Origin of the sequence: Pseudovibrio sp. WM33 (assembly GCF_001623165.1) — a bacterium.
Taxonomy (GTDB): domain Bacteria; phylum Pseudomonadota; class Alphaproteobacteria; order Rhizobiales; family Stappiaceae; genus Pseudovibrio.
In genome coordinates this window covers 480034-501638 of record NZ_LMCK01000090.1, presented here as the reverse complement: position 1 = coordinate 501638, position 21605 = coordinate 480034, and the positions used below count along the sequence as shown (strand labels likewise).

The window sequence follows — 21605 nt, the reverse complement described above, 5'->3', positions numbered from 1 at the left end:
CGTATCAGAAGGCTCTCCAGTTTTCCTGAGCCAGTCCAAGGTTGGATGGCCGTGGATGTTTTCCACCTACGTTTTCCTCTGCTGGAACTCCTGATCCGTTTGTTACTGCATTTTCTGTAGTGCGTGTTGATATTCAGTCACCAGTATTCCGCACTATTGCTTTTTCATTAATGAATTGCCTGTTTATTCAGGTAGCCAAAGGAATTATTTAATGATGCATTTATGCTATTGACGTCGCCTTAGTATTAGCACAACAGAGTATCTTTAGTGTTCGCCAAGACATTCACCTATCAAGTGATAGGTGGGCGGATGACTTTTCCTTTTTCGTTGATGACTTGGACGCTGGCCCATTGTTCTACGGAGAATAAGGCTTTCCATTTTTCTTCTATGCGTGCACGGTTTACGTTTGCTTGCGAGAAGTTTGCGTTGGTGAGGTCGGCGTCGTCGAAGACACTGTCCGTTAACAGACAATAGCTCAGGTCAGGGCCGTGTGTGCTTGATTTTCCAATCAGACCACCACTGCTCTTCATGCCCCGGAAATAAGCTCCGGTTAGATCCAGCTGAATGCTTCTGTCTTTCTTTCTGAGCAACTTTCTCAGCTCTGATACCTTTTGGACTGATGCAATCAACTCGCCGCGGGCACGAGCATGTTCTTTGCCCGCCATCAAGTTTGAGCGTTGTGCAGAGCTCGTGCTGCGAATGTGAGCGGCCAGAAGTTGCAGGACATCCTGAAAGTGTTCGTTTGGATTAGACTTTGCGATTTCTGAGAGGATTACAACACCGGCTTCACGCAAAGCACCATTCCCGGATTCAAGGAGTTCGGCAGCTTTGGTGAACTGCCCCAAAACGTAGTTTCGTCGTGTTGCCTTAACTGCTGCGAAAGCTGAACTGGCGATATATGCGAGCAATAAAAACGCTGGAATTGCAACAAAAACAGTGAAGAGTGCACTCAGACCAGCTGCAACATTGTAAAATACCGATGTTTGCTCAATTGGCGTGTAAGGGACGCCTTTGGGGACGGGTAACTGACTTCTAAACGTTTCAATCTTACCACCCGCAAGTACGACAAGGTTACGCACCATGGAATACTCATCGGGAATGAGATTGAGATAGTCGCAAATCAAATAGGCTGGAATTGTCAGAAACCCGAGGGTTACCAGTATCACAGCAATACGGAAACTATGCTTCATTGGAAAAATGCCTGTCTCAAAGATTCAAATTCCTACCAGTGACACGCCTTGCGAAGAGGCGGCAGCATGTCCTGAAGGTTTGCCAAGTCGAATAAGTAGGCACGAGAGCCATCATCTGACACAACATCAAGCTGCACCCGATCTACGTTGGCCCAACGATTAATGTGTGCGATGCTGGTCAATCCACGTGGGCTGATAAGAATGCGTTTGCTTTCCGCGCTCTGCCAGACATCGTTGTCGATACGCTGATCACGCAGCATAACGCGGATTGGAACCCGGCGTTTAACGTGTGGCTCATTGAGCACCAAGGCAACTGTTGTGATGTCTTCAACACAGGATAACAGCAAGATTGCAGGCTTTTCCTCGATACCAGCATCAACAGACTGCACAGCTTTCATGCTGAGGTAGACATTGGTTTCACCTGGTTGAATGACCGGTTGCTGTGCTTGTTCAGTTTGCAGTGCCTGTGCCTTCTCAGGGATTGTCCCATCACGTTGCTCCAGTGGTTGAGCAGGCATGCTCTCTTCCTGGATCTCATCCCATCTGAATATCGCGGGATGTCCGACTGCACCAAAGCGAAACTGCCAGGTTAAATCCCCTGATGATCGTATTCGCTCCATCGTTTTCGCCTGTCGCTCCAAGCGGCCTGCAGGTGCATTTACATTCTCAACGAATTCTGGATTGGGTTCTCCTGCAGATAAGACCTCAAGAGGGGTCTTAAGCAACTGGTCAAAGCACGACAAACGGTTAACTCGGCCAATGGTAAGAGTGCATTTTTCAACCACCTGTTTTTCCAAAGTGATCGTTTCTGCATAAGAGGTCGATGATAGAGAAATACTGGTAGGAGCCGCTATCAGGCCGGCCAGCGCTGCTGCAAAAATCGTGTGAGCAAACCTGCTAGTTCTCATGGTCGAATTCCATCGTTGGACAATTGAATTTGCTGAGTTTGTTGGCAAGGGTACGTTTTGGTATTTGTAGGAAATCCGCCATTTTGCTCCGATCCCCTTTGAACTGGAAATACGCGCTCCGTATCAAATCTAGCTCGAAGTTTGAGACAACCGTCCGAAGTCCTTTTTCTGCCAGTAACAGATCATCGTATTCGTTCTCACCTGCAACAGAATTGCTCTGAGCTCCGGACACAGCAGCAGTATCGAGTTGCTCATTCATGGCTTGTTTGAGAATACTTCCTGAAATTTCGTCAGTGTCATAAGCGAGAAAGACGGCCTTGATCATGCAGTTCTGCAGCTCACGGACATTGCCTTTCAGCTCTGCTGTTTCCAGCAGGGAGACGGCTTCTTCACTCAGTGCTTTGGAGGTGTCTGCGTTACTAACAGCAATCTCCTGCAGGAAGTGGCGTGCGAGATGAACTCTATCGCCTTCGCGGCTGCGCAATGGTGGTACGTCTATGGTGAGCTGCGTGATACGGTAGAAAAGATCGGCCCGGAACTTTCCGTTCTCAATCGCTTTTTTCAGGTCAACATGGGTGGCACAGATGAGGCGGAAATCGACAGGCTCGTCTTTACTTCCTCCCAGCGGTCGAAGCTTTTTCTCCTGAAGAATACGAAGCAGTTTGACCTGAAGATCAATCGAGAGATCACCAATCTCATCAAGGAACAATGTCCCGCCAGAAGCTCTTTTTACAAGACCGTCTCTGTTTTCAGTTGCCCCGGTGAAAGCACCCTTTTTATAGCCAAACAACTCGCTCTCAATAAGGTTCTCTGGCAGAGCTGCAATATTTTCTGCAATGAAAGGTCCATCAGAAAATTGTGAGAGCCGGTGTAAGGATCGCGCAACGACTTCTTTGCCCGTCCCTGTCTCCCCTTGCACCAAAACCGCGTACTTGTTTTGCGCGTATTGGGCGATTTTCTCTCTGACCTGAACAATCTGCGGCGAGCGTCCCACAAGATTGTCTGAGAGCATGGAGTCGACCTGCCCTTTTTGGTGCTTCGACTTTTCAACCTGCGTTTCCTCAGTTTTCTGTAGGTTCTCCAAAGAGATAAGCAAAGGGGACAGGTGGAAATAAGAGCGCCACAACACATGCAGTGTGTGGTGCTCCTCCTGAAGTCTTGGAGTACTACCCGCTGAAGCGCGCAGGAAAACGTAGACTTGATTGTATGTGTTATGACCTTCTGACGTTTCCAGCAGTATCCGATGGGCAACGAGAGAGCCATGACGACAGAACAGAGCTGTACTCAGATCTTGTGTCTTCGCAGAAGATGGCGTCTTCCCAAAATAGAATGGCTCAGTCTGCAAGACATCCAGCTCACGGAAGCGCTCGGTGCCGACTTCATTGTCAAGCTGTGGAAGGCGGGCTACCGGTAGCCCGCCATCACATGCAAAAGGTATCAACTTACGACCAGTAATATCTGGCAAGTAAACAGCGATAGCTTGTGCTCTGGTTGACGCCAACACAGTCTTCAACATCATGGCGCGCAGTTCATTTTCTGACCTGCACGTCATCAATGTCATCAGAGCGTCTGTTGTAGAAGATGCCTCCATATCAATACTAATGCGCCTCTTCCAAAGCGAGGTCTTCGGCTGGTTCCTCGTCAGCATCTGCCTCATAGGCTGCCGCGAAAGTGAAGCCGTCCTCACCTTCCGGGCTGTCAATGGTAATTGCGGAAATCTGCTCACCGCGATGGCCAGCTTCTAACAGCTCAATAGACAACGTTGGCAATAGCTGGCGTTGAATAACCTGATCAACAAGCCGGGCACCATTAGAGGCCACTCGGCACATTTGCGTTACACGCTCATAGGCCTCTTCACTAATGGAAAGCGCAACTTTCTGCGTGTCCTTCAAGAGCTGAATAAGATCAGCAAGACGCATTTGCACAATGTCTGCCAGTACTTCTTCAGATAGTGGCAGGTAAACCAATGGTTCCATCCGCGCGAGGAGTGCGGGTTTAAAGTGCTGCGCAAAGAGCGGTGTGAGAGATTTCAGCATCGAGCCATGGCTTGGAACCTGACCATCTTCGGCACTGGCAACCCAGTTCTCAATCTGGTCTGAACCAAGATTACTGGTCAGGAAAAACACCACGTTGCGGCAATCGATGAGGCGCCCTTCCCCATCAGCAAGCTCTCCCTTATCAAACGCCTGATAAAACAGGTTAAGCACGTTCGGGTCGGCTTTTTCAACTTCATCAAGCAGCACGACAGAGTAAGGCTTCTTGCGAATGGCCTCTGTAAGCACACCACCCTCTCCATAACCGACGTAACCGGGAGGCGAGCCGATCAACCGGGAAACCGTGTGACGCTCCTGATACTCAGACATGTTGATGGTGGTAATGAACTCTTCGCCGCCGAACAATCGGCGCGAAACCTCAAGGGCTGTCTCTGTCTTTCCTACCCCAGAAGGTCCAGCGAGGAAAAACACACCAAGCGGTTGGCCTTTCTTGTGCAGATCAAGCCGCGATGCGCGCAAGCGTGCTTCAATGGCATCAATGGCGTGGTCCTGACCTTTGATGGCTTTCTTCATGGTTTCAGCGAGTGTCAGGAGACGGTGGTAATCATCCTGCACCATGGAATTGATCGGAATACCTGTCCAATCGCTTATGATAGCAGCAATCTCTGAGGGTCCAACTTCTACCGAAATGAGCGGCTCGGCCCCTGCTTCCGCTATGAGCGCATTTTTGTGACTGGCAAGGTTTGTGCGCACTTGCTCCAAGGCATCTTCGTCGAGTGTTTCTGGCAGTTTCTGGAACAGATCTTCACGAGCTGAAATAAAGTTTTCAGCTAAGGAAACCTGAGCATCAAGACGCTGTGAAAGCTCAGCTTTACGCGCTTCAAGCTCATTTAACTGGTCTGCGATAGCGTGGAGACGCTCTAGTTGCTCAGGCTCCAATGGACCTGTGTGCTGATCGCGTTCCAAGCCCTCTCTTTCCCAACTCAACGTTTGAAGGCTCTGCTCAACATCTTGCAGTTCAACTGGGGGCGTATTTGCCCCGGCTCGAACGCGAGCACAGGCCGTATCCAGCACATCAATCGCTTTATCTGGAAGCTGACGGCCAGTGATGTAACGTGCGGCCAGACGAACAGAAGCACCAATCGCTTCTTCGGTGATGTAGACACCATGCGCGTCTTCGTAGGCTTTTTTAAGCCCGCGCATGATGATGATTGCCTCATCAATAGTCGGTTCATCCAACTTCACCAATTGGAAGCGACGGGTCAGGGCCGGGTCTTTCTCGAAGTACTTTTTGTATTCAGACCACGTTGTTGCGGCAATTGTTTTCAGCTCGCCTCGGGCCAGCGCAGGCTTCAAAAGGTTCGCAGCATCGGAACCACCTTGATCACCACCAGCTCCGATGAGAGTGTGTGCTTCATCAATAAACAAGATGATTGGCTCAGGACTGGAGCGAACTTCATCAATGACGCCTTTCAAGCGCTTTTCAAACTCACCCTTCATAGAGGCACCAGCTTGTAGTGCTCCGATATCCAACCCCCAAAGGGAGACATTGGCGAAATCTGCTGGCACATCACCATTTGCAATGCGTAGGGCAAGACCTTCTGCTAGCGCGGTTTTACCTACACCAGCTTCGCCAACACAAATTGGGTTGTTCTTACGACGACGGCACAAAATCTCGATGATCTGACGGATTTCATTGTCCCGGCAGAAGATCGGATCAATTTGTCCATCTTTCGCCAGCTGAGTGAAGTTCGTACCGTACTTTTGCAGAAAGCCGTCAGCCCCCTCTCCGGCGCCTGATGTTGCTCCCGGCCCGGCACGGTGATCTTTTTCGAAAGACCCAGCCGTCAACGCTTCGAAATCACGCAGCAAAACGTCGGGAGAGACCCGCTCCAGCAGTGGGTAGTAGTCCATCTGCATATAGCGGCCACGTTCATTGAGCAGGGCAATGAGAACAGCACCCGAGCGGACAGTTTTCTCACTTTGTTCCACGGATGCGATCAACCATGCATCTTGCAAAAGGTCTTGAAGCAACGGTGAAAACGTCGGTGTGCGATCAGCTTCAACTCGGCGATATCTGTTGAACGTCGCGCGAAGAGCCTCGTTCAACTTGTCTGCATCCACATTCTGGCTTTGTACGAGTAACCTAATGTCTACTGCAGGTTGTGAAACAAGAGAAATGAGGAAATGCTCAATTGTCACTTCCTGATGTGAGTTCGAAACACACAGGCTGGCGGCTTCTTCTATTGCCTGACGACAGCAAGGGTTGAGACGCTCAATCAGCGCCTTGATTTCCAGTCGAGCCATACTCGATCTCCAAAAAATTAAAGCATTTCACGCAGCTGAGTGACGACCCCGTCGGTGTATTGGTCTATCTGCCAATAAAACCCCGCGTAGGTCAGTGCGCATAAAATTAAAAGGCTAATCCAAACAAGAGAAACAGGCGTATGCCAATGAACGACATGCGCTTTCTCAATCACTTTGCTCTCTGATTGACCAAGTTCGAAATTCCCCTCACCCCGCTCCTGCCGGATGACGTGGTGAACATCACGCATGATTTCTTCGAGCTGCAGCTTGCCATTGTGCATTACTCGATACTTGCCTTCGAAACCAAGCCCGAGCAGCAGATACAGGAACTCAATCAACTCAATGTAGCGAACAGGATCCCGCATCAAACGGCTGAGAACGATAAAGAATTTCTCTCCACCCCAGGTTTCGCTATGAAACAGCGCCAACAAGCTTCGTTCAGACCAGTCTGAGTTCTGCCCCCAGGGAGAGCACATCACGGCTTCATCAATTGCAGAACACAGGCAATAGCGGTGTGCCAAAATGGTGGCACGATCAAATCCTTCGCGCTGGAGCTCTAGCTCAAGAGATTCAATCTCAGCCCGAACATCTTTGTGCAGGTAATCTAACTTGTTGTTTTCAGAGACTTCCGGAATGCGTGAGATCAAGGCAAGTAATGACTGGCTTGCATCAATGATCTTATTGATGCTGTGCCCGCGCATGGGGAAACTGATGTGTTGCACCGGCCTTGGAGAAACATCCTTCAAATTCTGAGGTACTGTTTCGGCGCTTGCAATTGGCGCCTCTTCAACAACTTCAGGATCACCAGAGTCAAACAGGTTTGCGACTTCACTCATTATGTTGTCCTTTCATTGCGAATAGCCCAGAATTGCAGCTGCAAATCAGCGAATTCACCCGCAATATGGAAGGCAAAACCACTCGCGTTCTCAATGTATTGCCAACCTGCAGAGTTGGCATCCAACTGGAAGTACGAGAACCCTGCATGGTAAGGCAGCTGTCGCGGTGGAGAAGGAAGTCTCTGAAGTACGACACCTGGCAAATGCAGATGGATCAACTCGCGAATTCGCTCAATGGAAGAAACTTTGGTTTGCGCCGGGAATGACTTTGCAAGCTCTTCCAGCTCCATACTGGCTTTCACGGCAACAACAAAAATTGCTGAGTTTAGAAGCGAACGATCACTAAGCGGAGACGTGATGATGCCGTACTTCTGCTTGTTCAACGGCAGCGCGATAGCATTGGCTTCAAAGATGGTCGATAGCGATTGGCGTAAAGAGCTGATCACAGGATCGAAACAAACCTGCGGTTCTTCATGATGATAGGCAGGCCACGTTGTTGGCATGCGTTGCTCATGCGTGAACGTTGCCAGCTCTCCAGCGGCACCGGAGAACATCTTGTAAAGCTCTTTTGGATGCACTCCTTTGAGGGAGGACATGTGCCGAAATTCTGGCCATAAACGGTTGATCGTTTGCAACATCAGGAAGTCGGAAACATCTGAAACGCCACGTTGACCCGGTGTTCCCATACGACTTGAAATGTGTGAGGCTCGTTGGCGCAACAGTCCTACGAGGTCATCCAATGTTTTGCGCAGGCGGGGCTGGGCATCAATAGTTGAGGCCATTGGCAAAAACTCATCATCCAACACCACACTGCCATCAGAGTTCTTGTTCCGAATACGTGTCAGCGGAAGACACGTGAAAGCAGAACGATCTTCGCGCTCCAGCATCAAACGCAACCGATATTGAGCCACATCGACCAGAAACGCCTCTGAATCTGAACTGGTGTTGTTGCGAACATCCTGAGAAAACGCACGCATTCGGGTCGCATCCTGAGGATTGAGGGGATCTTCAACTTCAGGAACGCCATTTGAACGCAACGGCAAAGCCAGATAAACCGTCTGCCCGACAACGTTTTCACCGCTCACATCCAAAGGTGCAGGCGCCATTGTTTCGCCAGGTACATCAATCGTTGTACCGTCGGGGAAAATTCCCAGCGCATAGTCAACCAGCAACTTACCGTGCAGCAAGCTTTCCTTATTGATCTCCAACCGGCTTACCCCGTGCTGGTAAGGATCAATCGCCTCGCTGCGAGAGCGGATAAGATGTTCTAAATATCGTTGTTGCTGCTGAAAATGGTGGGGCTTCAAAAACAGGCCATCCCGCCAAATTACATGGTTTCGCAGTGACATAATCTAAATAAACCTATTTGCTCTCAAACCTACCGATGAAGGTTCGTGATAATTTTTTTTCTGCTGATGACAGCAAGCAGCTTGTAAGTTTCTCCCTTGGGCTTGACCTGCTCGACGACGCGCCAATCGACTTTCTCAGGCTTCGCGTAGCCACCCACAAGGCCAATGAAGACCGTGTCTTCATCCAACTCAAGCTCACTCACGACCTTGGATTCACCGGGCATGACCTGAACCTCCTTCACATCAATGAAGGTGGTTCCAAGAGCGTTCTCGTAGTCTTCGGTTGCCTCTTCAAAAGAGGACTGCAGCAACTTGCCATCGTCACCCAGTTGGAAGACCCAAACATCAATCGGCACGCTCTCGCCCAGATCATTCTTGTTCGATCCTGGCTCTGAGAAGATGGTCACATCAATCAGTGTCGGCTGGTCCTTAGGCTCTCCAACCGGAATGCCTGGATCCATGACAACCTTGAAAACCTTCTCAGGAATTTTCTGTGCTTCGCATGCACTCAACGCCAGCAGTGCAGCTAGTGCAAAGGCAAGATGTGAGCTCTTTCGCAGGAGCGCGTTTAGTGTCCAACCCCAGTTCATCGTATGCCTACCGCCTCATTCTTCCCAAAGCTGGACACCCTCAAATCTTCGCTAGCCATCAAACGTCACTCAGCTGCGTACAATTGCTGGCTCCGCATTTCACGATCATAAACTTGCCGGAAGACCTCCCAGAACATGCGTGTCAGCCCACGCTGACGACCGGACCGCATTTCATGGTAGTAATGCTCGTACATCTGCCAATTCCAGCCATCCAGGTCACCTGTGCGAGGCGCATGCCCCTTGTAGCGCGCAAATCGCTTCTTCAGATTTTCTGGAGAAAGGCCCAGGAGAACCGCTTCCAAAGCTTCATCAGCAGCAACACGGCTCGCTTTCTCATGCAGCTCGATCTGCATCAAACTTTCTTCAATGGCAGACGGTGCGTTTAAATGAACTGGGCTCTGGACAAGTAGAAGATCCTCAATCGCTTGCTCAGGGCTTTGAGCTAGCCGGATCGGATTGTCTTCCACCGGGTGCAGGTGAGTGTCGTTCATTGACGAACGGTCTTCCCACTGCTGCGTATGAATGGCCATCAACCCAGCAATTGCCGTTTTCAAGGCTGCACCAACATCCTGAGTGATACGGTTCGCTTCAGGTAAACTCATGTTACCAGCCGGTAATCCCAATGCAGTCAGAAGAGGTCGCAGCACCACATGATCTACCATGCCCTCTTCTCCGGATTCAGAAAGAGCAACGGAACCATGCCAGCTTTCGGTCTCCTGAATATCGCTGACCAACATTTCTTGCCCGCCCGATTTCGTCAAAGACTCAAGATAGCTGTCCATATCCGGATCAACCGGCTCTGTACCTGTATTGGTCATTGTATGGTTTCCTTTTGCTTGGGGCATGATCATCAAACGGTGATGTGCTTGAGGATCATCCACACCCAGTGCCTTACCGCTGTTTTCAGGCTGTAGCCCCAGAGTGCTCAATAAGTCCTCGTCCAACTCTTGCTGGTCGGGCTTGCTGTCATGATTTAATTGAGAAAGCGGATCTTGATTGCCTGGCAGGCCTTCATCATCCTGCTGGTCAAGAACCTCTACAGGATCGCATGCAAGCGCACCTGCCCGCTGATTGCCTGCAAAGAAATCCTCACTCAGGTCGCTCTCTAACCGGTCCGCGAGGATGTATTCGATGTTATCTTGTGTGTGCTCGTCTTCATCCTGCAAGCGTCCAGACACAATTGTGTCTATGGCTGCAAACCGGCCAGCCCATTGCTCGCTTTGGTCTTCCAGCTCGCTGCCTTCCGCAACCACATACGTGGTCAACTTGAACGCCCCGACCTTCCAGATATCACCGTCAGAGACACGGAACCGTTGACCTGTTGGGATCGGCCGATTGGAGCCATTTACGATAATGCCTTCATCGCTCACGGCTTCGGCACAATAAACACCGTCTTGGAAAAACACGCGTACATGTTCGCGAGAAACAGAGCTGCGCCGATCCAACAGTTGCCAATGGCATTGCTCACCAGAACCAATGTTTCCGCCTGCCTTGTCAAATGTCGCAGTGGCTTTACTGCCGTTCTCAAGCGTGGAGGTGTTGTTGATGACCAGGACCAGTTTCATACTACCCTCCTACAACCGCGCGGAGATCAGGACTTCGCGCGAGCGTCCATCACCCTTGTCCAGAAAGGTTGACCAACCCAGTCGTCCTTCATATTCGTCGGTAAGCATGACCGGTGAAGCTTGGTTTTCCGCCAGTTCCAACTTGATGTCGTAGGCATGTTGATCACGCAGCATGAATTCCACCAGATCTCGCAAGGCCTTGTAGTCTCGTCCATGAGGGAGGAAGTCCTGAAAACGTTCAAAGCTCAAATTCTTAATGAAGATATTGAATTTGCTGGAGATATCAGAAACGCTATCTCCAATAATGGTGTCTTCACCCAACAACATGTTGTGCTGACCCAGCTCAGAGCGTTGCCCTTCGGGAATATCTACTCTTCGTTGAACCCATTCCTCCACTTCCACTTCTTTATGAAAAAAGGCGTGAGACACGACACTTGCGATCGCAGCAGGTGAACGATTGCGAGACGCCAGAACGCCTGCGAACGTAAGCAAGCGTGCCCAGTTGATGGGTGATTTTTGCCGCGACTCCCGATCTGATAATCCAAAAACGCAGAACACCCATTGAGAGAATGGATCCAGCGCACCCGGCTCATAACGCACATAGAAGCGGTACTTGCGCATGGAACGGTGTAAGAGGCCAACCAGACGATTATGGAAGAAATCAAAGAACCCCTTCATCAAGGAGCCTTGTGCATCATATTTGGCTATGACCTCTTGATAATAAGAGGGCAATGGCGAGCTTGAACCGTGCAGGCCGAGAAACGTCACTTCCATATTAAAATCAACATAGTCGACCGGTTCGACGTTCGTCTTCTGATCACCCTGTCTTTCAATGCTGGCGATATCAGACAGCGGAAAGCCAAGCGAGTGCATGACGCTGAAGTTGATCTTCTCATCTTTCGGCAAAAGATGCGTACCAACTTCAGTGCGCTCATCATAACAACGCTGGATCAGCTCAACAGCTTGGAAGAATGACCAGCTGCGAGCATTAAACTGTAGGTCGCCTCTTAAATCAGAGGTTGTCGCCCAATTTTCGCTGGCCATTGATAGACTTCATTGTTTTGTGTTCCATTCACGATGAGTTCGTGGAACGAATTGACACTTGAATAGAGAGAAAAGAATTCTGCGAGCACGCTGCAGAACAAGAACATTTCGCCCTCGCTCTGGAATGCGTCTTCGCTGAGAGACATGACAGTTTTCAAACCTCGAACGGCCTGCCCTCGAAATAACTTGTCGACCGGTTTCGTCTCGATGGAAATGATGCCATCAATACGCTGCTTACTGACACGCTCGTCCTGCCGGTTCAGGCGAGCTTGAAAATCGTAGGTCGCAATCACGGTCTTCAGAGCTTCTTTTTCAAGCAATGAAACGTAATTGAGAGAAAGGTTGGAGATCAGGTTCCAGTAAAGCGATCCATCCAGCGGTGGATAGACTGGTGCACTGGGCTGGCTCAGGTTCTTAAATGTCACGAAGCTCGGCGTTTCACCTGTCGGCTCACGCACATCACCTGCGCCCAATTCCATGGCATGTTTGGGATGGAAACACTTTAGATCAGCAGAGAGAACTTCATGTTCTGGAATGGCGCGCTCATTGTCATGGCGCACGAATGAAACCAGATGCTCCATACCGCGCTTGCCCAACGCTTCGCGAAGTCTCAGACGATAATAAATCTGAGTTAAACCATCCGCACGCTCGACCTCATGATGGAAAGATTCAAAGGAGGGATACTCACGCAGATGAGAACCGCTCGTTGGATCCTTCGCGGCACGCCAACTCATGATCCGATCGATAGAGAAAATATCTATGGCGCCGCGACCATTTGCTGTCGGTCGGATTGGATACCGCATCTGACTATGGTCGATTTTCATGGGCTCGGCGTCATAGTCGAACAAATTTACCGCTGGAACACAATAGAGGCGGAACGTTCCCGGACGCACTTTCACATCAGGTGGCAAAGGTCTGGAAAAAGTGAACTCTAATGAGAAATCTGTTTCTTCACGATTGCGGAAAAAGGGCTCTAGTCCATCGATGTCATAGCACTGGAATTTTGCAGGAAAGACAAAGTATTCCTGTAAGAGCCGGTAGCCCTCATAAGCAGAATTCTCATTAGGCAGCAACGCCTCTGAGCCGCCAAAACCTCCCGGCTGCAGTGCTGAGGCTGGAAGCTTGTAACGGCTAACACCGTCTTCATTGTCCCCATCAGCACGAAAGCAAACCGTGACGTCTTTCAGGTATCGGCCCATCCACAAATAAAGCATCTGGGCGGCGACTTCATCGCCAGCGATCCATAGACGCAGGTCATTAAAACTCAGCCGGGACAGAGGCAGGCCTGACAATGTCTGGAACTGCAATGTCAGAACAGTGCTTTCGCGAGAACGCTGAACATCCTGATCGACAATATCGAGCGGATAGACCGTTACGTCTGCTGTTGTCTGAAAGGGACAGACAATACCATCAACAGGGCGAGACAAGATCTGCGAGCCCGACGGCAATACCTGACGCTCTGTAATCGCTTTTTCGACGGGGACCATCTGCATGAGTGTGGTTGATGGAAACGCCCGTAGGAAATTCGGAATAAGCAGCTGCACGAGTGAATGGGTAAGCTCTGGAAGCTCGTCATCCAGCTTTTCGCGCAATTTTGACGTTAAAAACGCAAAGCCTTCCAGCAACCGTTCCACGTCTGGATCCGTGGAGGCATCAGACAAATATTTCGACAACCGCGGATTGCGTTCGGAAAAAAGCCGACCGCTCTCTCGCAGATAAGTCAATTCGTCTTGAAAGTATGAAGCTTTCACAGCTGGTTGCCTGCTTGACTAAACAATATGAGCGACATGCCCATCTTTCATAAGAATATCGATTTGCACCTGCTCCCCCTGGCTTAAGGCTGGCATGAGCAGAGTTGCCTTGAACCGCAGTTCTAACGGGCGGTCAGGGTCACGAACGAAATGGACGGACCGCACCTGAACGCGCGGTTCATATTTTTCAATGCATTGGCGGATAGAGGCCGCAATATGTTGCGTAAGGTCGTTTGTCGCCACGCTGGACAAGTTGAAATCAACCAGTCCCAAATCTGGTGTAGCAGCAGAAGCCCCTGCTCTCGCATTCAACAGCTTGGCTAGATGACGCTTGATAGAGTTTACTTTTGCTTCCAACAGATCGATGTTCTGAGGAGGAGAAATCTCCTCCTCATCAGCAATCAAACGTTCGAACAAACTGCCACGCGCTGTACGAAGCCTGCTGTCCCAAACAACGGGTTCATCGCGCTTTCTCATGGGCAGCCCTTAGCTATCCTTGTCCAGCTTACCAACGAGCGACAACTCAAAATTCGCTCCCATGTATTTGAAGTGCGGACGCACTTTCAAAGACACCTGGTACCAACCCGGATCACCTTCTACATCAGAGACGATAACCTCTGCTGCACGCAGTGGACGACGTGAACGTACATCTTGAGGTGGGTTTTCCTGATCAGCCACATACTGCCGGAGCCAGGTATTAAGCTCACGCTCCAGATCTTCACGCTCTTTCCATGACCCGATCTGTTCGCGCTGCAGCACTTTAATGTAGTGAGCAAGGCGGTTGACGATCATCATGTAAGGAAGCTGAGTGCCAAGTTTGTAGTTGGTCTCCGCTTCTTTACCTTCCTTGGTGTTCTGGAAGATCTTTGGCTTCTGAGCAGAGTTTGCGGAGAAGAACGCCGCATTGTCAGAGCCTTTGCGCATTGTCAGTGAAATGAAACCTTCTTCGGCAAGCTCAAATTCACGGCGATCTGTAACCAGAACTTCCGTTGGAATTTTCTCTTCGAGCTGACCAAAGGCTTCAAACACATGTACCGGCAAGTCGTGAACAGCACCACCTGATTGCGGACCAATAATATTTGGACACCAGCGGTACTTGGCAAAACTCTCTGTCAGGCGGGTTGCCATCAAGAATGAAGTGTTACCCCACAGATAGCTCTCATGCTCTTCTGTCACGTTCTCATTATAGACGAACGCATCAACCGGATTTTCTTCCGCATCATATGGCATACGCAGCAAAAAGCGTGGGCATGTCAGGCCAACGTAACGGGAGTCTTCACTCTGACGGAAGCCCATCCATTTGCGGAAACGCGGTCCTTCATAGATGGAGAACAGATCTTTCTGCGCAGGCAGATCCACGTACTCATCAACGTCGAACATTTTCGGACCAGCTGCCGCAATAAACGGAGCATGGGCCATTGCGCCAACGGAGGCAGTAAACTGAAGCAGCTTTACATCGCGGGCACCAGGACCAAAGTCATAGTTGGCAATCATTGCGCCTACAGGCTCGCCACCAAACTGGCCATACCCACTGGAGTAGACGTGTTTGTAAAGACCAGATTGTACGACTTCCGGGCTGGTTTCAAAATCTTCCAGCAACTTGTCTTTAGAGACAGAAAGCACATCAATCTTGATGTTCTCACGGAAATCCGTCCGGTCAACCAGCAGTTTCAGACCGCGCCAAGCAGACTCGAGTTCCTGAAATTTTTCATCATGCAGAACTTCATCAAGCTGCGCTGATACTTTCAGGTCCAGCTCTGCAATCATACGGTCAACCAGTACACGGTTTATCCGTTGGTCAACTTCCTGGCTCGCAAGGAGGTCAGAAATAAACGCTTCAACGCCCTTACGCGCTATGGAATAGCTTTCTTCGTCTTCAGGGCGAATGCGGGTCTCTTCCATGATCTGGTCAAGAAGAGAAATCGCGGCCCCCGAACCGGCAACATCTGGCTGGCCGGTAGAAGCTGATACATCTACCATGTCATCACATCCATGTTTTTACTTTAAAATGTACTTGCGGATCAAAACGAACGAGCTCCGCAGTTGTTTATAAAATCTATTGATAATGACGTAGAGTCAGCTGCTCTCTTCCTGAGACGAAACCACTGCATCCAACTCTGAAAGAAGCTTCTCACGCTGCTCTTTATCTTGCAGCAACTGCTCTAATCGATTGCGGAACGCAGGAATATTCCCAAGCGGCCCTTTCAGAGCAACAAGAGCCTCACGCAGATCGATTAGTTTTTTAAGCTCAGGAATTTGCTTCACGATAGAATCTGGCTCGAAGTCTTTCAGTCCTTCAAACTTCAGATTGACAGCAAGCTGTGCGTCCTCTTCCTCAACAAGCGTATTTTTGACCGTTAGCTCACGCTCCAGCCCCGCTTCTTTCATCACCGATGCAAAGGTGTTCTTATCAACTGAGAGCAATTCGCGCTCTTCAAGAGGCGTATCATCTTCTTTGCCGTTGTAATCACCCAACATGACAAGACGCAACGGCAGTTCGACTTCTTCCTGTTGGTCACCAGTTGCAGGAACATAGCGAATGTTAATCCGCTCTTTGGGTGCAACAGAACCTTCCTTGCCAGCCATAAGCCTTCCCCACTCTTCTTAACAAAATTGAAGACATCTTAGAATTACCTAAGATTATACTTAAATTAAATATTGAAAACTTTAGCGTCAATTCGACTCTAAATTTTCATTAGGCCTATCGGAAAGAAAAACAGACGACAACCCAAAAGTATAACTTCCGTTATTAGACTTTAGTAATATTGATTAGCAAAGTAAATATTTCGAGAAAAAAGATTATACTGCCTCAAGATGCGATTCGACCTGACTAATACAAACCAGAGAAACGTAATGATATTTAGAGCCCTCTCAATAATTAAAACTATACTATTATCGATTATTAAATTAACTACATCCTATATATTTATAAGCTCAATATTTCTAATTTTACTCGTTTTAAGTGTATTTTTTTTCAGGGATTTCGTGTTCTCCTTCGCAGGTTCAGGCGAAAGAAAGTTAATCTACAGCGCCCTTGCAATGGCAGTGTTTTCTATAATATGGGGTGCCAGTAACTTAATTTATGTAAGCATAAAGAAGAAGAAAGTTGATTTAAGTAAAAATAAATATAAAAGAGAAACGCCTAAAGCACCTGATCTATCCTATCTCAATGAGTTCGAGCGTGGCTTCAACCAAGCCCTGCAAACCATCAGCAGAAACTGGGCAGGCAAGGGTTCTCGCAGAAATGGAAAGAACCTTTACGCACTACCCTGGTTTGTGGTTTTGGGATCTCCAAGTTCGGGCAAGACATCCCTTATTGTTGAATCGAATTTAAAGTTTCCACTTGCACATCTTTTCTCTCAAGAAGATGCCAAGCACGTGCAACCGACAAAAGACGTTGATTGTTGGGTAACCGATGAGGCGGTTCTGTTTGATGTTGCTGGCCAGTTTGTTGAACATGTAAACGGAAAACAATCTGACACTCATGAAACACATTACGCAGGTTTATGGCGCCGCTTTCTTAAACTCCTGCGTGACAACCGACCACGCAGGCCCATCAACGGCGTTGTCTTATGTCTCGACCTATCAGAGCTTATTTCGCTTTCCTCTCAGGAGCGAAACACAAAAGCAGCACTTATTCATGCTCGTTTGAGCGAAATGACAGAAGTGCTGGGCACGCGCTACACCGTCCATGTCGTGCTTACCAAATTCGATCTTATAGATGGTTTTCATGAGTTCATTGGATGTCTGCCCACAGCAGAAAGGGCAAAGCCATTTGGCTTTACATTTGATCTTCATAGTGGTCGGGATCAAGACAAGTGGTTAGACGAGTTCAATGCAGCCTTTGCCAAACTGATAGATAACCTCAATCATACTACTGTTGATCGTATCTCAGATATTCGCTCAGCACACAAACGTCGACAGCTCTACCTGTTTACCCGAGAAATGGCTGGTTTGAGTACAATTTTGGGTGGGTTTCTCGGTAAGGCCCTGCATCAAGACAAGTTTTCAACCGCTCCTCATATTCGCGGTATCTTCTTTTCATCCGCGCGACAAGAAGCCATCCCGACCAATCCTGTTTTACAAGCAACCTCACAAAAGTACGAAATCGCGCCTCCAATCCTGCCCATTCACAGTGGTCCATCCAAACAGTACTTCTCTTCTTCCCTGTTTGACCAAGTGGTCTTCAAAGAAGCGGGCCTTGCTGGCGACAATATCAAGATTGAACGGGCGAAGCGTTTCGCCCTCATCGGGTCAGGTTTGGCCGCTTCATTGTTGTATGTCGGCTTTTTCAGCGCTTATTGGATGGGTTACGAGAGCAACCGCGCGCGCGCAGACCAGGTCGTCGATATCACTGAAAACTTTGAAGAGCTGCTCCAACAAGGGCCGGCGCAAAACTCTAATGCATCTGGACAGAATTATATTCGGTCTCTTGGGGCTCTTACATCGGCAAGCGACATATTTGGAAATTACCGCAACAGAAACTGGCTTATGTCTCAGCTGGAGCTTTATCAGGGCCACAAAATTGGCCCAGAGGTTGAAAAAGCATACGTAGACATGCTTGCACGTTATTTTCTCCCAGAAGTGGCAGCGTACGTGCGAGATGAGATCGCAAAACTTGGAGAAGACGAGGCCGGCAGAGATAGCAATGAACGCCTAGAAGCTTTGCGCGTCTATCTCATGCTGGGAGATGCATCGAGACGAAATGAGCTACTGGTCAAAGCCTGGATGGAGCAGAAATGGCAAGAGCAATTTGAAGGTGATCTGAAGCTGCAAAAAGCCCTTCGTGATCATCTGGTCTTTGCCATCGAGACTGCAGGCCTAGAAGCCGCACTAGACAAGGATCTGGTAGAAACCTCTCAAAGAGACTTAAGAGAAGTTCCAAGAGATCTACGCCTTTACCGCAATATCGAACAGGTCAGTGACAGACAGCTTGCCTCATCGGTCAACTTCCGCAATGACATTGGCCCTGCTTACAACATCGTCTTTGATGGCACCGGGAAACACTCTGGGAGCGATCAACCAATCGGTGTGAAAGAATTTTTCACAAAAGACGCTTACCTAGATTACTTCGTAAAGATGAATGACGGGCTTTCTGTCGTCGCTGTGGAAGATGCCTGGGTCGCTGATGAGCGCGAAACGGTTGAGTATTCTCAAGCCGACCTGAAGGAATTCCGGCGCAAGATCGTCTCTCGCTATGCAACCAACTACATATCCAGCTGGAACACCGCGCTGAACCGCCTGGAAATTACCGACTTCAGAAATCTGGATCATGCGGTTGATATTCTTGAAACCCTGACTGGCCCAGACCGGCCGTTGAACAGGCTCATAAACCGCGTCAAAAGTGAAACAGAGATCTATGAGGGCAAGCTCATTGAGCTGAATGCCGAACAGGCCGTAGACTCCGACCTTCCCTTCGACATTTACCGCGAGCAAGGATTACGTGTCCGGCGGGCGTTTTCCAATCTGAACGGCTTGGTTGAGGCGGAGGAAGGCGAAAAAGCCTATCTTGAAGATCTCGATGCTGCACTCAATACGCTCTACGAATACCTCAAAGACATCCGCCAAGCTGGAGAGCGCTCTGGCGAAGTGGCCCTTGCTCGCGCAAAAGCCAGAATCGATCTCCAGGGAGAAGATCCGATCTACACACTCAAACGAGTGGGTGTCGATTTACCAAGCCCGTTGAACCGTTTTTTTGCAAAACTGGCGGACCAAAGCTGGAAAGTTCTGCTACAAGAAGCGAAGAAGGAACTACAGCGCAGCTGGAATGAAGAGATTTATGCCGGCTATAATCTGAACTACGCTCAGCTCTATCCGTTCAACAAACAAGCTGAGCAAGAGATACCGCTTGAAGAGTTTGAGAGCTTTTTCGGTCCCGGCGGCAAAATCGAGACGTTCTATAAGAAAAACCTCATCGTGTTTGTTGATGAAGCGACAGGTGAACCCAAGACCATCGATGGTCGCCACTTAGCCATCGAAAAGGATTTTCAGGACAATCTCAAAATCATTCTGGATCTGCGCAGAAGCTACTTTAACTCTGAAGGCCTCATCGGCGTTGAATATAATATTCAACCCGTTGCCCTCGCAGCCAAGCTACGCCGCGCTGTGATGAATATTGAAGGTCAGATCATTTCCTATTCACATGGCCCCCGGCGCCCAATCCGCGTGATTTGGCCCAATGTCCTCACGAATGAGGCAGAGAGCAGCCTTTCAGTCTTCCCTGCAGGAAGAGGTCGCCCGCATACAGTTACGTTCAAGGGGCCGTGGTCTGGTTTCCGACTGCTGGACTTCGCCACAACGAAGGGCTTTGACAGCAATGGTGCACTGATCGAATTTAATTTCGACGGTCAAAAAGCGACTTACTCACTGCTTCACAAAGGTGCTAGCTCGCTCGCACGCAAGCAACCATTGTCCGGTCTTATCCTACCAGCAAAGATGTAACTCTTATGACCGCACCAGAAGCAAAATCAGAAGAGGCAGCTCCGGCTGCTTCTTCTCTTTTCGTAACATCCTACGATGACCTTGCCAAAGCCGTCCTTTCCCCCATTTCAGATAGCTTTGAAGACGACATTGAAGATCACCCAGACTTTGACGCCGTCAGTGATGAGTTGATGAAGCGCGGCACCCTCTCTCACGGCTCGATCGACTGGAGTCTGGTAGAGCGAGAAGCGCTGCAATTGCTGCAAAACACTCAAAAAAGTCTGGCAGTTCTGGAGGCTGTGTTGCTCGCCCGAATGACGCGGAAAACACGCGGGGCTTTGACCAGTTGCATCCGGGGTTTTGATGCCTGCTTAACAATACCAAGAGCGGACCTTTGCCCAAAAGAAGATCGACGATTTGATCTTATCCTGCGTCGTATCTGCGGATTGTTCAGTATGGATGTGGTGCCCGGCAAGCCCGGCACAGAGGCTGAAAAACTGGATGAAAGCCTTGCTCGCCTGACCAAAAACGAACTCTTGCTTGAGCACGGCCTTGTAAAAGATTTTCGTGTGCTTCAGGAGAGACTTGAGCTTGAAAAGAAGCAGACGGAGAATGAGAAAGCCCAGACCACCTCAGGCTCTTCTACATCAGGAGATGGAGCGAAGACGGGAAGCATCAGTTCTGCAACTCCGATGGATGCACGCTCCTTTAAACGCACCACCGCTGAGATATGCACACTCATCTTTCAGGAAGATCCATCCCTTCCCTTTATCTACCAGCTGCGCCGTCATGCGTGCTGGCAAGAGATAACAGGTGCACCTCAGATAACATCTGAGTCCAAATCTATTATTCCTGCCGTATCGATAGATACCTGCGACAAGTATCGCGATGCGCTCAAACAAAGTAAAGCAGATATAACGGTCATTCACCAGTTAGAGACAACGCTTTTTTCCATGCCATTTTGGATTGAAGGGCAGTTCATTTCAGCTCAATTGGCCCTCAAAGCAGATCACATTCAAGTCGCAAATGCGATCACAGAGAGCACCCAAGGTTTTATAGGCCGACTCCCGGAACTTCGCGAGCTGTGCTTCAACGATGGAACCCCCTTCATAGAAGGAGAAACGGCAGAATGGCTGAACTCAAAACCAGTCCACGCAGACATGCCTGCTCAGGCAGATAGCCAGCAGGAAAGTAAGGGACTCACAGATTTCGTCGGCAATCCAAGATTGGCCTCAAAATGGAACGGTGAATACAAATCACAACGCTCCCCACGCCAAAAAGCCTTTATGGAACTTGCCATGCTGGAAGATCTCGCAGGCTCCGGCTTCTCCGCCCTCGTCTCCGACCAAACACTCCGCCTACAAACATCCGTCGAAGAAACATCCATTACCGACTGGGACCCCGAATTCTTCAAGAGAGCCGCCACACTCACCCGCAAAAGCCGAAACAAAAGTATTTAATTCATTGTTTTTGAGCGTCACATCAATACAAAAATGTAAATAAGTGATCTCTAATGAAATTTCATAGATTTCTATACAAAGAACATAACGACAAGTGTTTCTTCTTGACAATAAAGACGGGAAACGTTGGTAAGCTGTAGCGACAGAAGGGTTTTTCCAAGCCACTCAACTTTCCTGTCTTTCTCTCTGCC

At 49.2% G+C, this 21605-nt stretch carries 15 protein-coding genes; 2 read left to right on the top strand and 13 right to left on the bottom strand.

The window, feature by feature from the left end:
- Positions 1-290: 290 nt before the first annotated feature.
- The 13 genes from PsWM33_RS17565 to tssB all read right to left on the bottom strand — a co-directional run bounded on the left by PsWM33_RS17565 (position 291) and on the right by tssB (position 16120).
- On the bottom strand, positions 291-1190 hold the full coding sequence (locus PsWM33_RS17565) for a pentapeptide repeat-containing protein (RefSeq protein WP_063301054.1): 900 nt from the start codon (positions 1188-1190) through the stop codon (positions 291-293).
- Positions 1191-1222: 32 nt separating this feature from the next.
- Positions 1223-2098 (bottom strand): type VI secretion system-associated protein TagO, encoded by an 876-nt coding sequence (locus PsWM33_RS17560; protein WP_082827051.1) that lies wholly within the window; start codon positions 2096-2098, stop codon positions 1223-1225.
- Positions 2088-3659, bottom strand: a complete 1572-nt coding sequence (locus PsWM33_RS17555; RefSeq protein ID WP_063297249.1) for a sigma 54-interacting transcriptional regulator — start codon at positions 3657-3659, stop codon at positions 2088-2090. Before PsWM33_RS17555 ends, PsWM33_RS17560 begins: the two co-directional genes overlap by 11 nt.
- A 37-nt stretch (positions 3660-3696) precedes the next feature.
- Positions 3697-6399, bottom strand: a complete 2703-nt coding sequence (gene tssH / locus PsWM33_RS17550) for a type VI secretion system ATPase TssH (protein ID WP_063301053.1) — start codon at positions 6397-6399, stop codon at positions 3697-3699.
- Between the two features lie 17 nt (positions 6400-6416).
- On the bottom strand, positions 6417-7235 hold the full coding sequence (icmH, locus tag PsWM33_RS17545) for a type IVB secretion system protein IcmH/DotU (protein WP_208860544.1): 819 nt from the start codon (positions 7233-7235) through the stop codon (positions 6417-6419).
- The gene (tssK, locus tag PsWM33_RS17540; RefSeq protein WP_082827050.1) at positions 7235-8584 is read right to left on the bottom strand and encodes a type VI secretion system baseplate subunit TssK; all 1350 of its coding nucleotides are present in this window, start codon (positions 8582-8584) and stop codon (positions 7235-7237) included. Before tssK ends, icmH begins: the two co-directional genes overlap by 1 nt.
- Before the next feature lie 29 nt (positions 8585-8613).
- Positions 8614-9174, bottom strand: a complete 561-nt coding sequence (gene tssJ / locus PsWM33_RS17535; RefSeq protein WP_063289819.1) for a type VI secretion system lipoprotein TssJ — start codon at positions 9172-9174, stop codon at positions 8614-8616.
- Positions 9175-9239: 65 nt separating this feature from the next.
- Positions 9240-10739 carry a type VI secretion system-associated FHA domain protein TagH gene (gene tagH, locus PsWM33_RS17530; protein ID WP_063301052.1) on the bottom strand — a complete coding sequence of 500 codons (1500 nt, stop codon included), beginning with the start codon at positions 10737-10739 and terminating at the stop codon, positions 9240-9242.
- A gap of 9 nt (positions 10740-10748) precedes the next feature.
- A complete protein-coding gene (tssG, locus tag PsWM33_RS17525; RefSeq protein ID WP_063301051.1) occupies positions 10749-11783 on the bottom strand; it encodes a type VI secretion system baseplate subunit TssG in 1035 nt (344 codons plus the stop codon).
- Positions 11747-13534 carry a type VI secretion system baseplate subunit TssF gene (gene tssF, locus PsWM33_RS17520; RefSeq protein WP_057462093.1) on the bottom strand — a complete coding sequence of 596 codons (1788 nt, stop codon included), beginning with the start codon at positions 13532-13534 and terminating at the stop codon, positions 11747-11749. Before tssF ends, tssG begins: the two co-directional genes overlap by 37 nt.
- Positions 13535-13552: 18 nt before the next feature.
- Positions 13553-14011: a type VI secretion system baseplate subunit TssE gene (gene tssE / locus PsWM33_RS17515; protein WP_208980636.1), complete on the bottom strand. Its 459-nt coding sequence runs from the start codon at positions 14009-14011 to the stop codon at positions 13553-13555.
- A gap of 9 nt (positions 14012-14020) precedes the next feature.
- On the bottom strand, positions 14021-15514 hold the full coding sequence (gene tssC, locus PsWM33_RS17510) for a type VI secretion system contractile sheath large subunit (protein WP_063289815.1): 1494 nt from the start codon (positions 15512-15514) through the stop codon (positions 14021-14023).
- Between the two features lie 96 nt (positions 15515-15610).
- Positions 15611-16120 (bottom strand): type VI secretion system contractile sheath small subunit, encoded by a 510-nt coding sequence (gene tssB / locus PsWM33_RS17505; RefSeq protein ID WP_063297240.1) that lies wholly within the window; start codon positions 16118-16120, stop codon positions 15611-15613.
- A gap of 228 nt (positions 16121-16348) precedes the next feature.
- Between tssB and tssM the strand changes: the two genes are divergently transcribed.
- Entirely contained in the window at positions 16349-19975 is a 3627-nt protein-coding gene (gene tssM, locus PsWM33_RS17500) for a type VI secretion system membrane subunit TssM (protein WP_342585936.1), read from the top strand.
- 5 nt (positions 19976-19980) lie between these two features.
- Positions 19981-21414: a TssA family type VI secretion system protein gene (locus PsWM33_RS17495; protein WP_063297239.1), complete on the top strand. Its 1434-nt coding sequence runs from the start codon at positions 19981-19983 to the stop codon at positions 21412-21414.
- Positions 21415-21605: the final 191 nt, after the last annotated feature.

Bases quoted from the DNA above. Each gene is read 5' to 3' on its own strand.
- tssH (WP_063301053.1), bottom strand. From the start codon at position 6,399: ATGGCTCGACTGGAAATCAAGGCGCTGATTGAGCGTCTCAACCCTTGC.
- tssK (WP_082827050.1), bottom strand. From the start codon at position 8,584: ATGTCACTGCGAAACCATGTAATTTGGCGGGATGGCCTGTTTTTGAAG.
- tssM (WP_342585936.1), top strand. From the start codon at position 16,349: ATGCGATTCGACCTGACTAATACAAACCAGAGAAACGTAATGATATTT.
- tssB (WP_063297240.1), bottom strand. From the start codon at position 16,120: ATGGCTGGCAAGGAAGGTTCTGTTGCACCCAAAGAGCGGATTAACATT.
- icmH (WP_208860544.1), bottom strand. From the start codon at position 7,235: ATGAGTGAAGTCGCAAACCTGTTTGACTCTGGTGATCCTGAAGTTGTT.
- tssE (WP_208980636.1), bottom strand. From the start codon at position 14,011: ATGAGAAAGCGCGATGAACCCGTTGTTTGGGACAGCAGGCTTCGTACA.
- PsWM33_RS17495 (WP_063297239.1), top strand. From the start codon at position 19,981: ATGACCGCACCAGAAGCAAAATCAGAAGAGGCAGCTCCGGCTGCTTCT.
- tssJ (WP_063289819.1), bottom strand. From the start codon at position 9,174: ATGAACTGGGGTTGGACACTAAACGCGCTCCTGCGAAAGAGCTCACAT.
- PsWM33_RS17555 (WP_063297249.1), bottom strand. From the start codon at position 3,659: ATGACATTGATGACGTGCAGGTCAGAAAATGAACTGCGCGCCATGATG.
- tssG (WP_063301051.1), bottom strand. From the start codon at position 11,783: ATGGCCAGCGAAAATTGGGCGACAACCTCTGATTTAAGAGGCGACCTA.
- tagH (WP_063301052.1), bottom strand. From the start codon at position 10,739: ATGAAACTGGTCCTGGTCATCAACAACACCTCCACGCTTGAGAACGGC.
- PsWM33_RS17565 (WP_063301054.1), bottom strand. From the start codon at position 1,190: ATGAAGCATAGTTTCCGTATTGCTGTGATACTGGTAACCCTCGGGTTT.
- PsWM33_RS17560 (WP_082827051.1), bottom strand. From the start codon at position 2,098: ATGAGAACTAGCAGGTTTGCTCACACGATTTTTGCAGCAGCGCTGGCC.
- tssC (WP_063289815.1), bottom strand. From the start codon at position 15,514: ATGGTAGATGTATCAGCTTCTACCGGCCAGCCAGATGTTGCCGGTTCG.